We start from the raw sequence: 14,084 nt of genomic DNA on the forward strand, positions 1-14,084 counted from the left end.
TAATGTAATGACTCTCCTGGATTAAGGATTATTTGCTAAAGGGCATCTCAGCTAAGAAATCCTGATAATCTGGAGACAAAACCGCTCTCTGTTAATAAATCGGGGTGCTGAACGTAAAACATATTGTTACAATACTTAACATAATCAATTCGACCGGTGGCATTCTTCATGATTGTGAAAACACTTCCCCCAGCTTCCCGACCGATCGAGGAGGACAATGGCGGTAGCAACAACCGCCGTGACGAGGTATATGTTGCTGAAGTTGTGTCCGCAAATGACAACCAAGGCTTGGTGGTGAAATCGCCAAGACTGATAGCAGCCGAGCAACAAAGAGCCTTGACCAATAAGAGAGAAACTGAGATGACGCGCTACGATCCTGTTGAGATTGCAGCGCATTATCAAGACAGACCTCTCCAAGTTTTAGGGCGGATTTTTGCTGTCTTAGGGCCGACACTCTCCTTTGCTTTGGGTTTGTGGTGGGACAGCAAACGGGGAATTGTGGTGAAAAATGACCGTCGCCGTGCTGCACAACTGCGAGAATTATTAACTAAATTAGGGCCTGCTTACATCAAAATTGGTCAGGCTTTATCTACAAGGCCAGATTTAGTTCCTCCTGTATTTTTAGAAGAACTTACCAAACTCCAAGACCAATTACCGCCGTTTCCCAACGAAATTGCATACCAATTTATTGAAGAAGAACTCGGCGCACCGCCAGACGAAATTTATACAGAACTTTCAGCCACACCAATTGCAGCAGCTTCTTTGGGACAAGTTTATAAAGGTAAGCTGAAAACTGGTGAAGAAGTAGCAGTTAAAGTCCAGCGTCCCGATTTAAGAGAACGAATTACCATTGACTTATATATTTTACGGCGCATAGCTGGTTGGGCAAAGAAAACCTTTAAGCGCGTACGCAGCGATTTAGTCGGGATTCTCGATGAATTAGGCGATCGCATTTTTGAAGAAATGGACTATATACATGAAGGAGAAAATGCTGAGCGTTTTTTCCAGTTATATGGTCATCTCAAAGATATTTACGTTCCAAAAATCTATTGGGAATATACCAATCGTCGCGTATTGACGATGGAGTGGATTAACGGGATTAAATTAACCCAAACCCCGGAAATTAAAGCCAGAGGCATAGACGCTCGTTATTTAATTGAAGTGGGGGTACAATGTTCTCTGCGTCAGTTGCTAGAACATGGATTTTTCCACGCCGATCCCCACCCCGGTAACTTATTAGCCACCTTTGATGGTAAGTTGGCTTATCTCGACTTTGGCATGATGAGCGAGATTAAACCACCCCAGCGTTATGGTTTAATTGAGGCGATCGTCCATGTTGTTAACCGTGACTTTGATGGTTTAGCCAAAGACTACGTTAAGTTAGATTTTCTCTCCCCAGAAACCGACTTAACACCAATTATTCCCGCCTTTGCAAGAGTCTTTGCAGATGCTCAAGGTGCAAGTGTTGCAGATTTGAATATTAAAAGCATCACTGATGAACTCTCAGCTTTGATGTATGAATATCCTTTCCGCGTTCCTCCCTACTACGCTTTAATTATTCGTTCTCTAGTAACGTTAGAAGGGATTGCAATATTTATCGATCCCAACTTTAAAGTCTTGAGTGAAGCTTATCCTTACGTAGCCAAACGCTTGTTAACAGATACCGCACCAGCGCTGAGAGCATCATTACAAGATTTACTGTTTAAAGAAGGTAAATTCCGTTGGAATAGGTTAGAAAACTTATTACGCAATGCGCGTGGTAATGAAGACTACGATTTAAATCTAGTCATCAATCAAGGAGTAGATTTTCTCGCTTCCGAACGTGGCGGTTTTATTCGCGACAAATTGGTAGATGAGTTTGTCAATGGACTCAATGCTTTAAGTAAAAACGTTTTGCATAACTTCACATATTTGCTACGCGAACAGGTAGGAATTACAGCGATTAACGAAGTTCCCGCAGCCACAGTTGAACAACAGCAAACCTTAGAGCATATCAAACAAATTTTGACTATTCTCCGAGATACTCGTGGTTTCGATCCAGTGCAACTTGCTCCCCAGATGGCGCAATTAATTTTAAATCCTGGAGTACAGCGTTTAGGTCAACAAATTACTAATCGCTTGCTGCAAAAGGCTTTAACTAAATTAATTCGCGATTTATTAGCAGCGGATGATATTAATCCTAGTTCAAGTGGTAATTTGAACCAGCCAGCAAGGTTACCTTTACCTGCGCGAGTGTAATCATCTTTTTGATAGTTCAAAACCCTCACCTTACATTTTGTGTAATCAAGGTGAGGGTTTTTATTTGAGTGTATTTCATGGCAGATTAGAAATGCGATCGCACTTAATTTACCGAAAGATATCTTCAATATCTGGACTAAAATGATAATGAGATATCCGCCAATCTTTATCAGTTTTTACAGTGATAAACTCCATATAAAAAGAACCTTTCTCCTGTTTCATCTCAAGATAAATACTGCGAACATATGGATTACGTTGAATTGACTTAATAACTGAATACTCCTGGCAATTTCCGTATTTTTCTCTCACAGTACTGAGCATCATCGTAATCATCGGCATAGATTCTTTCAACAATCTTATCTGTTCTTGTTTCTGATCAGAATCCATAGAAACTTCGTTGAACAAAGATATCATGCTATTAGTCCATTTATTCACCGCAGCTTCAACATTTCCCTGTTTATAAAGTTCTAATCCTTCTGTAACTATTTCAGGTAGAGTTGCTGTTTCCTGAACTTGAGATATGATGCTATCTAAGTTACGATTAGCAGGAGTTTTAGTATAGGCAGCAGCAATAGGATTGAATAGAATTACTGCTAATGCTAAAGCTGTACCAATTAAAGTACGTTTCATATCCTTTAACCCCCTTGTGTGTTACAAGGTTGTTGTCAAAATCTTTCAAAGCTCTATGAAATCAGGGTAAAAGTTTCCCAAAAAAACAATTTATGGCTATGACAAAATAGCTGGTATTGGAAATAAGGGATTTCATCTCATTCTTGTATCCAATACATCGCTAAAGAAAATTTAATCAGATAGGAATCTACAATCTTGATATGAGGTTAGCTATTCCTCGAAAGATACAGGGCTGTAATTCTTGAATTTATCTTGGTTTTGAGCTTTTATTTTCATAATAAGCAAAAATTGTGAAGAACTTGTGAGTATATGAGTAGATATTTATCCTTTGAGGTACTTCTTAAGATAGATATTGCTTTTTTTGCTTTAAGTGTGGGTATATAGGCTGCATAATTGGCTTGGATATAAAAAAGGGCAAATAAGCAAGATAAAGCACGCCACCTTAATTAATGGTGTGAATTATTTAATTGCTTGCTTGTGACTATGGGCAAATTTGAGTTTGTATTGGCTGAATAATTGCATTCACCCAATTAAATCCCTACCCATTTATGAGGAATTTCATGAGTACAATCACCACTAAAGATGGCACACAGATCTATTACAAAGACTGGGGTGCTGGACAACCTGTGATTTTCAGCCACGGCTGGCCGCTGAATGCTGATAGTTGGGAATATCAGATGGTTTTTATCGCCAATCACGGTTATCGCGCGATCGCACATGATAGACGGGGACATGGGCGTTCTAGCCAACCCTGGGACGGGAATGAGATGGATACCTATGCTGATGACCTAGCTACACTGATAGAAACCCTAGATTTAAAAGAAGTTATCTTAATTGGTTTCTCTACAGGTGGTGGTGAAGTAGCGCGCTATATTGGTCGTCATGGTACAGGTAGAATCGCCAAAGCTGCATTGATATCTGCTGTTCCACCATTGATGCTGAAGACAGAGAATAATCCCGATGGTTCACCCATTGAAGTGTTCGACGGTTTGCGCACTGCTTCCCTAAGCGACCGATCGCAACTTTACAAGGACTTAGCTAGCGGCCCGTTTTTTGGCTTCAATCGTCCGGGTGCGCAAGTCTCCCAAGGTATGATTGATTGGTTCTGGTTACAGGGGATGCTGGCTGGTCATAAAAATGCATTTGACTGTATCAAAGCTTTCTCGGAGACCGATTTTACTGAAGATTTGAAAAAGTTCGATGTCCCAACCCTGATTATTCATGGCGATGATGACCAAATCGTACCGATTGAGGCGGCGGCGATCGCATCCGCTAAAATTGTCAAAAATGCTACCCTCAAGGTTTATCCAGGCGCACCTCACGGTTTAACTAATACCCATAGGGAACAGCTAAACAACGATATTCTATCCTTTCTCAAAGGCTGATTTTCCAACTAAATTTTTACCTCTCAAGCTGGATAAAGAAAGCTGGTAGGGCAAGTCATTCTAATAAGGGAACTCCAAAAAATAAATTATTCCGCTTTCAGCTGTTGACGGTTGACTGTTGACGGTGAACAAGAGCAATGAAATATTTTTTACTTAGAATTCCCTAAGTGAACCAATTACCAGTTTTCTAATTTTCCTATGCGTTACTTTACTGGATAGTTGTAGATGAAGCCCATCATCGTTAAATCTGCGCGCGCAAAACTTAATTTTATTTACGCAAATAGCTGAAGGTGTTGATGAGGAAACTTGGTTATTTCATCTGCAACAAGGAGATTATTCTCATTGGTTAAAAGAAGCGATTAAAGATGAATCTTTAGCCGATGAAGTGGCGGAAATAGAAAAGAGTCATGGTAACTCTGCTAGTGAAAGTCGGGAAGCAATTAAAGCTGCGATCGCGAAATATTATACATTATCTAGTTAAAAAACGTCGTTCATACTTAAGTGCTATTTCTTTTGCCATGTCCTACTATTTGCCTAGACAAATTGATGGATACTTTAGCAAGAATTGAGTATTTACAGGGATTGCAAGCTTATAACTGCATAAAATATTTGTTATTGAAGTGATATTTTATGCAATTTTTATAACTAAAAAAGTTAAGGCTGAATTTTAATGCCAGTATAAAATTTGCAGTTTTTCCGGAAACAGGATTTTTGAATTTGAAACTACATACAGGAATCAAAAATATTCCTGTCGTCAACATTCAAGAACTAACTATGAAACCACAAAAAGACAACAAAACCAGCAACCTAGAACAAGCATCTACACTTTTAAATGAACTCGAAGACAGCGAACTTAATGAAGTTTCTGGTGGGACAAATTATCCATTTGGCGTACCTCTAGGATCTCCTGGTGGCCCTTGGCCTGTATATGGATTGACACCAGTTATGCAACGTCACGATAGTTTAAATTAGACTTTTGAAGAGAATAATCCTGTCAACGTGACTTGTAAAATCTGTTTTTTCTCTACGTTCTCTGCGGTTAAATAGCAATTTATACCAATTTGACAGAAGAATGCGACAGATGGTAGGGGCATGGCACTGCCATGCCCTCTAGAATATATTGATGTGCTGCGAAAACTATTTAAATTGGTATTATTAAACCACAGAGGCGCAGCGAAAATAACTTTTTAAGACAGAGTACACAGAGATAATCGCTTGTGAGTGGAGTTTTTGGGAATTGGTAAGTTCTTTCCCATGCCCCATGCCCTATGCCCTATCAACAATATCAAATAATCCATCAGAAACTAAAAAGCCGTTACTAGAAGTCCTCGGATCGACAGTTTCTACTTCTAATTTCACATCATTAATTAAGGGTAACAAATGCTCGGTTACTTGCATGAGCTGTAAACCTGTATTAATGCTAGAAGCAGCTAAATTATAGGCAGCAATTTTCTGTTTAATTATTTGCAGCAAACGTTGATTGTTGAGAATTTTCTTCTCTGCTTCTTGTTCGAGAGTTTGTTCGAGAAAATTCCGGGCTTGGGGAAACTGCTGCAAGATGTAATCTGCTTGATTATCTGCCATGTCCAATAACTGATTTTTGAGGATTTGATTAACAGTTTGGCGGAAGGATTTACGGATGGTTTGGGAGACTTTTGGCTCAAAATCTAATTTTAATAATTGCCTAATTGCTGGTTCAGCTTCAATCATGCTTTGACAGTCGTAACCTTGAGAAGTTTGCTGCAATGTTTGCCGAAAGTGATAGATAGAAAAAGTGCCTTCGTCGTAAAATCTGGGGCTTTCTCTCACAAAGCGATCGCACTCTACACTGGCGGCAATAATTAAAGCTTGAGAAACCATTTTTTCAGCAATCTTGATTTCGGCTTCAATCCCGCCATCATTACCTAATAAACTGTACAATTGACGATAATATTCTGACTTGCGAATCTTCTCCATTAACTGCTGAAATAGGTTAGCAATTAACTGCTGAGAAGACATCATTAAATTATCTTCTAATTGATTGGATAGATAATAAAATGCTTCTACTAAAATGGCGAGTAACGGTGCAGTTGCATTGCGGGGATGACTGAGAGTAGCTCGGCGATAAGCATCAGCTACAGAAAAACTTTCTAGTAATTCATCTAAACGGCGAATCATTCGCGCTTGTAATTGGCGAAAATCAGTTTCAAATTCATCGCATGTATTATTAACTAAATGGTTGACTTCTTCAATAATATGCTGTGTAAATTCCTTTGATACTTGCTGTAATTGCTGATTCAGGCGTTGCAATTCCTGCACCTTCATCGGCTCAAGTTCTTGCGGTTGACTCTCTAATTCTCGATAGACAGTTTGATAATGATTTTTAAGTTGAATACAAATATCTTGCAAATCTTCAGCTAAATTGAGGAAAAGCTGTGGGCGTTTTTCTTGGGTAAGATAGCGCGTAATTGCCGTTCTAAATTCTTCAATGCCGCTATCTTGAATTAACTGTAAAATTAATGGCGTCCCCTGTTCAGTTAAAATCCGAATATAGTTCTCATTGGGAGTTTCAAAGTTATTTACCGCAATCCGGAATTTACTCGCTGATAACTTACCCGCACAGTAGCGGTTAAATTCATGGACAAACTGTGGCGTTTCTTCCAAACCATTGATCGCTTTAACACTAGTGGCAAAAATAGAATCTAAACCAAATCTATCTTGTAGACTTGTTTGTTTAATTTGACTGCCGTAAAATCCTAGCAAGCCACTGGTTTTATAAACTCTGTGGGTATCGCGAAACTGACTGCTAATTAAATCTTCTAGTCGTTGCCTGAGTTGATTATTATACCAGGTTTCATCAATGCGGTTAAAGACATAAAAAACGCGATCGCGGATTCCGCTATTCCCCCGCATCGTTTCCAAAAGCTTTGTTTCTTCTTTCGTCATATCACCAGCCGCCGCCGATTTTAACACGCTCACCACTGCGGAGGTATCAGGATCTTGAATTTTTTCATAAGCTAGCTGTGCATCCTTTTCGACTGGCGCATCAATTCCCGGCGTATCGATCAGTACGTTACCATCTTCTAAAAGTGGATGATGGCAATAATATTCAATTCGTTTTAACACAGCGCTATTACTACCGCGACGCGCATAATTTGCCGCTTCTTTGATATTGCTAAAGTTAAATTGTGCCATTGAATAAGTGGCATTATTAACTGTGTGGATATGTTGGCGATTTGCCATATATCCTTCTAGCAATAATATTAAAGCATTAGCTTGTTTTGCCCGTTCCGATTTATTTTCTCCACCCTCTTGTTGAATAATTGCTTTACAACCTTGATTCAGTAGATTAATTACATCAGGTTGATTGATATTTACGACAGTGTTAAATCCCAGTTTTTTACATAAAGATAAAGCTTGTTCGCGAATTTCTGCTTCATTGAAAAAAGTAAATACTACCCGTTCTTCATTTGCTGCCGCATATCCAATTTTGCACTCAGTACCAGTAGCATGTCCTTCTGCACTGTATAGTAATTCTCTTTCTAACAAGGCATTAATTAGCATTGATTTACCAGCACTAAATGCACCAGCAAAAACAATTTCAAATCGCGGAGAAATCGCTTTATCTAAAGAAGTTTGGATAGATGTAATGTCATAAGAGCGAAATGTTGCTTCTTGCTGTACAAGATTTAATATATACTCAACTTGTTCTTTTAAATTTTGACAATGAAGCGACAAGTCTGACATATTTCTATCCTGATTACATTACATTTATATGCTATTCAAGTTTTTAGTCAATCTAAATCAGTGACAATACCGATAAAACATTGTGAATCTTCTTCGATGTTATCTATGGATGGGCAAGCGTTGCTAAAAAAATATAATGCCAGCTGCATAACCCCTCAAATCTCAGAGATATATGTAATAGCCCCGACAGTATCAGCAAATTTTTATGCTTCGACAAACTTTATTCAATCTGGCAAAAATCTCCAAAAAACTCCCGATCAACTCTGTGAAATTGTTCACTTGGGCGATCGCTACAGCAACGACATTAGGAGTACTAGTAAGTATACCAAGGGAAGTTGCAGGAGTTCCTCAACCACCATTATCACCACAACAATCCGCAGAGTTAGCCGAAGCCGATCAACTGAGTCAACAAGCAGTCAGGTTATATCGCCAAGGTAAATATAGTCAAGCCATTCCGCTTGCCGAAAGAGCCTTAGCAATTCGCGAAAAAGTATTAGGTACAGAACATCCACTTGTGGCGCTAGGCTTAAACAATTTAGCAGCACTTTACTCCTCAGTGGGAAGTAATGCCAAAGCCGAATCGCTTTATCTGCGCTCTCTAGCTATTCAGGAAAAACTATTGGGTAGAGAACATCCCGATGTCGCACTCAGCTTGAACAATTTAGCAGCACTTTACTCCTCAGTGGGAAGTCATGTCAAAGCCGAATCGCTTTATCTACGCTCTCTAGCTATTGAGGAAAAACTATTGGGTAGAGAACATCCCAATGTCGCCCAAACCCTGAATAATTTAGCCGAACTTTACCGAGAACAGGGGGATTATACCAAAGCTGAACCCCTGTATCTCCGCTCTCTAGCTATTTACGAGAAGGCATTGGGTAAAGAACATCCTAATGTCGCACTCAGCTTGAATAATTTAGCTTTACTGTACCAGTCACAGGGGAGTTACGCCAAAGCTGAAGGGCTTTATCTCCGCGCTTTGAGAATTTCAGAGAAAATTCTCGGTGAAGAACATCCACTTATGGCTACTAACCTGAACAATTTAGCAGAACTTTATCGGTTACAGGGAAGTTACGCCAAAGCCGAACCACTTTACCTCCGCTCTTTAACAATTTTGGAGAAAGTTCTCGGTAAAGAAAATCCTACTGTAGCACTCGGTTTAAATAATTTAGCTCTAATTTACAAATTACAGGGAAGTTACACCAAAGCCGAACCACTTTACCTCCGCTCGTTGACAATTTTGGAGAAAATTCTCGGTAAAGAACATCCCGATGTTGCACTCAGCTTGCACAATTTAGCAGAACTTTACCGATCACAGGGGAGTAATGTTAAAGCCGAATCACTTTACCTGCGTTCCTTGGCAATTCGGGAAAAAATACTCGGTAAAGAACATCCCGATGTCGCCCAAAGTCTCAACAATTTAGCTCTACTATACTCCTCACTAGGCAGTTATACCAAAGCTGAAGGGCTTTACCTGCGTTCCTTGGCAATTCGGGAGAAACTACTGGGTAAAGAACATCCCAATATCGCCCTCAGTCTCAACAATTTAGCAGCACTTTATTGGGCACAGGGTGATATCAACCGCACCACCGATTTCCTTACCCGTGGGCTTGCAATTGAAGAACAAAATTTGCAACTGATCTATGCTGTAGGTTCAGAAAAAAGAAAACAAAACTACGCTCAAACCTTTAGTATCACCACCGACGCTGCTGTTAATCTTGCCTTACAACAATCTTCCCAAAACCCCACATTAGGCAAACTTGCCCTAAATACTGTATTGAGACGTAAAGGACGGGTGTTAGATGCCATGACTGACACAGTGCAGACATTACGTACCCAATTAGCAGACAAGCCAGAAACCAAAAAGCTGTTTGATGATTGGTTGAACGTGCAGCAAGAACTAGCTGCTTTAGTATATCGCGGACAAGGGGAAGAAAAATTTGCCGTTTATCAAGGGAAAATTCAACAATTAGAAGCCCAAAAAGAACAATTAGAAGAACAAGTAAGTGCTAAAAGTGCCGAATTCCGCCAAGCAATTCAACCAGTAGAATTAGCCGCCATCCAAGCCCAAATTCCCCAAGATGCTGCATTGGTGGAAATTGTCCAATATTATCCCTTTAATACCAAAGCCAAAAAGGAGAGCGAAAAATGGGGTAAACCGCGTTATGCAGCAGTAGTGTTGCGTGCTTCTGGAGAACCGAAGTGGGTTGATTTAGGTGATGCGACAACTATCGATAAATCTGTTGCTAGTTTCCGCCAAGTTTTAATTTATGCTCCAGCATCTAGTCAAGAAAATAACCCTAATTCCAAACAACGGGGTGGGATTATACCCAAACCTGCTGATGGCAAAACTTCTGGATCTCGCCTCCAGAAACTCGCCCGTGCTTTAGATGAGCAAATCATGACTCCCATCCGTCCCCTATTAGGTGATGCTCGTCATCTGTTGCTTTCACCAGATGGGCAGTTAAACTTAATACCTTTTGAAGCCCTCAAAGACGAGCAAAATCAATATCTCGTCCAACGATACGCTTTCTCTTACCTCACTACTGGGCGAGATTTACTAAACTTGCAAACTAAAGCTAAAGCCGCCGCAAATCCTGTAGTCTTTGCAGATATCGACTATGAGCAACAAGATACCGCAGTTGCAGCCAAATCCCGTGATGCGCAAAATCAGCGTTCAATTGACTTTGCTAATTTAACAGTTAGCCGATTAACAGCAACTTTAGCAGAAGGGCAACAAATCCAAAAGATTTTTCCCAAAACAAATATCTTTCTCGGAAAACAAGCCACAGAATCGGCTATTAAACAATTAAATGCACCTCTTATTTTACATTTAGCTACTCACGGTTTCTTTTTACCAGACAAAGAAATCGCACCCCGAAGCAATGATTTTAATCAGCAATTAGAAAAACCCCTAGCTGTAAATTTAGAAAATCCCCTATTACGTTCTGGGTTGGCTTTAGCCGGGTTCAATAACCGTCAAACCAAACAAAAAAATGATTCTGAAGATGGAGTACTTACAGCTTTAGAAGTTGCTGGGTTAAATTTACGCGGCACAGAATTAGTAGTGTTATCTGCTTGTGAAACTGGACTTGGTGATGTGAAAATTGGTGGCGGTGTTTACGGCTTGCGTCGTGCTTTAGTAATCGCAGGTTCTCAAACTCAACTGTTAAGTTTGTGGCAAGTAGCTGATGATGGGACGAAAGATTTAATGGTGAAATATTATGAAAAATTACAAGCTGGAAAGGGTAGACACGAAGCGTTGCGAGAGGTGCAGTTAGAGTTACTCAATAATCCGCAATATCAGCATCCTTATTTTTGGGCAAGTTTTATTCCTTCAGGAAATTGGCGGGTGATGAAGTAGGGGATTTGCAATTAAAAAATAGTCTAGTGCTATCGTTGACTGTTGACTGTTGACTGTCAATCACTCGACAATCAAATATTCGCTACCTTGCTAAATAAAAAACAAAGCCTGCTTTTGCAGGCTGCAACTTAAAATTCTTGGAAGGATTTACGTAAAATTGCAGGAGCTATTAGTATTAAAAGTTGGAGCGAGTAGAACCGACTACATCACGGTTGCTATAAGCGGTGTTATCATCTCTGCGGCTTTTGCGACCTAAAAGACCAAACAAACCGAGTAAACCGAGCAAACCCCAATCCCCATCAGCATAATTACCATCAGTCAAAGGGCGGTCTGTTGTAGTAGTATCGGTTGTAGTAGTACCTGTTGTAGTCCCATCAGGATTAGTATTGGTTTGAGCAGAAGCAGGTAAAACTGTAGGCGCGATCGCTAAACTCAACGCTAAAACAGTAGTCCCGACGATTTTGGATACACCAAAGCGTTTCATAATTAAGTCCCCACTTGAATTTCTGTAAGCAATAGTCACAGTTTATGAAGTTTTCCAGGAACTAGAATCATTCGTTAGCTGGAGATGCATCTCTTCTGGAAGTCGCATTTTTGATCGCGCTTCCCTAATTAACAGTCAACCGTCAACCATCAACGACATAAAACGGAATAATTTATTTTTTGGAGTTCCCTAAAGTAACCTTCAAGATACACAAGCTTACTTCTGTGGAAAGACGCACTCACTGAACTACCTACTTAGCATGGTAAGGGTTGAAAGGTCACAGTTCCAGTGCTAAGCGAAACAGGAGTTGCGAGAATTATGAACAATTTAACCCGACCATTGGCTGTGGTAACAGGTGCTTCTAATGGCATTGGCTACGAACTGGCTAAACAGTTCGCTCAAAATGGCTTTGACTTGCTTGTAACATCGACAGGTTCAAGTATCGATCCAGCTGTTCAAGCTTTTCATGAATTGGGGGCTAATGTTGAGACAGTGGAAGCAGATCTTGCTACTTATGACGGAGTTGAGAAATTATACCAAAGGATTAAAGAGACTCATCGACCTGTAGATGCGATCGCAATTAACGCCGGTGTCGGTGTGGGTGGTGACTTTGCTCGTGAAACTAATTTCCAAGACGAGCTAAATCTGATTAACCTGAATGTCGTATCTTCAGTTCATCTCGCTAAACGAGTCCTGAAAGATATGGTAGAACTTAACAAAGGTCGAATTCTCTTCACTTCCTCCATTGCTGCGATTATGCCTGGCCCATTTGAAGCAGTTTACGCAGCTTCCAAAGCATTTATACATTCCTTCTCAGAAGGATTACGCAATGAGCTAAAAGATACAGGCATTACCGTTACAGCACTGATGCCAGGGCCTACTGATACTAACTTTTTCCACCGTGCAGGTATGGACGACACCAAAGTAGGTGCCAACAAAAAAGATGATCCGGCTGTTGTTGCTAAACAAGGTTTTGAAGCTTTGATGGCTGATAAGGATCATGTAATCGCTGGCTCACTCAAAACGAAGATTCAAGGAAATGTCAGCAAGGTTTTACCCGATACCGTCAACGCCGAACAGCACCGCCAGCTGACTGAGCCAGGTTCAGCAAATAAATAATGAATAAGCTATTCTGCTTTTAAGTTGCATAATCCATCGTGAGGGCTGTTGACAGCCCTTACCTATTTTGAAAAAGCATTATCTAGTTAAATGCAACAGAGTTTCACAAAAATCTGATCTACTACAATTAGTTAATCCCGTTCTTAAATACTTAATTGAGAATTCCTTAAAGCCTGATTCTCGGTTTAAGAAAATTCTATGAAAATTAGCCTGATCGCCAGAGAGAACATAATCTTCTATGCCACCCTGTCCCACATAGTTAATCCAACGTGCCTGAAACCTGACTTCTAAGAAGTATAGCGTTGAGTATTGCTTCCACTCTGGCTCAAGATTATTCCTATATTCGTATAAAGCATCTTTCCAAGTACCACTGGAGATTATAAATGTTGGAGAATGATATTTAATAGCATTTTCAGCCATGTGAAGTTTTTCAACACTAAAGTAAAATCCTGCCGTTCCATCCGAAGATTTTGGTACATAGTATTCACCTAACTTATTTAACTGGATATATATAGGGCCAACATAAGTACGTTGTGTAGTTGTAAATGGTATTTTAGGAAGTGAATCTGCTGTGTAGTTAAACCTTGTTTGTGAGTTTTTTATTAAAAAAGTCTCTAGTTGAGAAACGAAAGATATCCACTCTGATTTAGGCATTAATGGTGCTTGCCAATAGCGTATTTTTACAGCTTTACGACCATATTCATTAACAAGTTGCTCAAAGGCTTCTTTTCGATGATGTGCAATAAAACGACTTTTGAAACATACGGCTTGACCTATATAAGCTGTGGGTTCTTGATCAGTTCCTACAAAATAAATACCACCGTAGGTAGGAAGTGATTTTTTATCAATATATAAAACCCACGGAAGTTTAGTTACATCAATATTGTTAGCAGTAGTGATAACTTGAGAGGTATAAAATTTAGATTTCATTGCTAGACTTACAGCTATATTTTGAAGAATGTAATTGACAAGTTCTATTTCTAGAATGCCCAAAATTTCCTCACATATAACGTCAATGAGATGAGCTTATACCAATTCAAATAATGGTTGCGACACATCAATATATTCTAGAGGGCATGGCACTGCCATGCCCCTACCATCTGTCGCATTCTTTTTTCAAATTGGTATTACATTCCTATGC

Annotated in this window: 9 protein-coding genes; 5 read left to right on the top strand and 4 right to left on the bottom strand. The window is 39.8% G+C overall.

Annotated features, from left to right (window positions below):
- Nucleotides 1-168: 168 nt before the first annotated feature.
- Entirely contained in the window at nt 169-2,238 is a 2,070-nt protein-coding gene (locus H6G41_RS26205; RefSeq protein ID WP_190750108.1) for an AarF/ABC1/UbiB kinase family protein, read from the top strand.
- 108 nt (nt 2,239-2,346) lie between these two features.
- Here the strand turns inward: H6G41_RS26205 and H6G41_RS26210 are convergent, their stop codons facing one another.
- Nucleotides 2,347-2,868: a DUF4878 domain-containing protein gene (locus tag H6G41_RS26210; RefSeq protein ID WP_190750110.1), complete on the bottom strand. Its 522-nt coding sequence runs from the start codon at nt 2,866-2,868 to the stop codon at nt 2,347-2,349.
- 560 nt (nt 2,869-3,428) lie between these two features.
- Between H6G41_RS26210 and H6G41_RS26215 the strand changes: the two genes are divergently transcribed.
- Nucleotides 3,429-4,253 (top strand): alpha/beta fold hydrolase, encoded by an 825-nt coding sequence (locus tag H6G41_RS26215; protein WP_190750112.1) that lies wholly within the window; start codon nt 3,429-3,431, stop codon nt 4,251-4,253.
- A 711-nt stretch (nt 4,254-4,964) separates the two neighbouring features.
- Nucleotides 4,965-5,225 (top strand): hypothetical protein, encoded by a 261-nt coding sequence (locus H6G41_RS26225; protein WP_190750114.1) that lies wholly within the window; start codon nt 4,965-4,967, stop codon nt 5,223-5,225.
- 294 nt (nt 5,226-5,519) lie between these two features.
- Here the strand turns inward: H6G41_RS26225 and H6G41_RS26230 are convergent, their stop codons facing one another.
- Nucleotides 5,520-7,979, bottom strand: a complete 2,460-nt coding sequence (locus H6G41_RS26230; RefSeq protein WP_190750116.1) for a dynamin-like GTPase family protein — start codon at nt 7,977-7,979, stop codon at nt 5,520-5,522.
- Between the two features lie 265 nt (nt 7,980-8,244).
- Here H6G41_RS26230 and H6G41_RS26235 point away from each other — a divergent pair, with 265 nt between their 5' ends.
- Nucleotides 8,245-11,340: a tetratricopeptide repeat protein gene (locus H6G41_RS26235; protein ID WP_308796484.1), complete on the top strand. Its 3,096-nt coding sequence runs from the start codon at nt 8,245-8,247 to the stop codon at nt 11,338-11,340.
- Nucleotides 11,341-11,515: 175 nt separating this feature from the next.
- On the opposite strand, the gene H6G41_RS26240 is transcribed toward H6G41_RS26235, so the two are convergent.
- Complete coding sequence (locus tag H6G41_RS26240) at nt 11,516-11,824, bottom strand: WGxxGxxG family protein (protein WP_190750120.1); 309 nt, start codon at nt 11,822-11,824, stop codon at nt 11,516-11,518.
- A gap of 318 nt (nt 11,825-12,142) precedes the next feature.
- Between H6G41_RS26240 and H6G41_RS26245 the strand changes: the two genes are divergently transcribed.
- Nucleotides 12,143-12,943 (top strand): SDR family oxidoreductase, encoded by an 801-nt coding sequence (locus tag H6G41_RS26245; RefSeq protein WP_190750122.1) that lies wholly within the window; start codon nt 12,143-12,145, stop codon nt 12,941-12,943.
- A gap of 78 nt (nt 12,944-13,021) precedes the next feature.
- Here H6G41_RS26245 and H6G41_RS26250 read toward each other — a convergent pair whose 3' ends face one another.
- Nucleotides 13,022-13,936: a hypothetical protein gene (locus H6G41_RS26250; protein WP_190750124.1), complete on the bottom strand. Its 915-nt coding sequence runs from the start codon at nt 13,934-13,936 to the stop codon at nt 13,022-13,024.
- Nucleotides 13,937-14,084: the final 148 nt, after the last annotated feature.

The sequence above is a fragment of the Tolypothrix sp. FACHB-123 genome, from assembly GCF_014697075.1.
In the GTDB taxonomy this organism is placed as follows: domain Bacteria; phylum Cyanobacteriota; class Cyanobacteriia; order Cyanobacteriales; family Nostocaceae; genus Aulosira.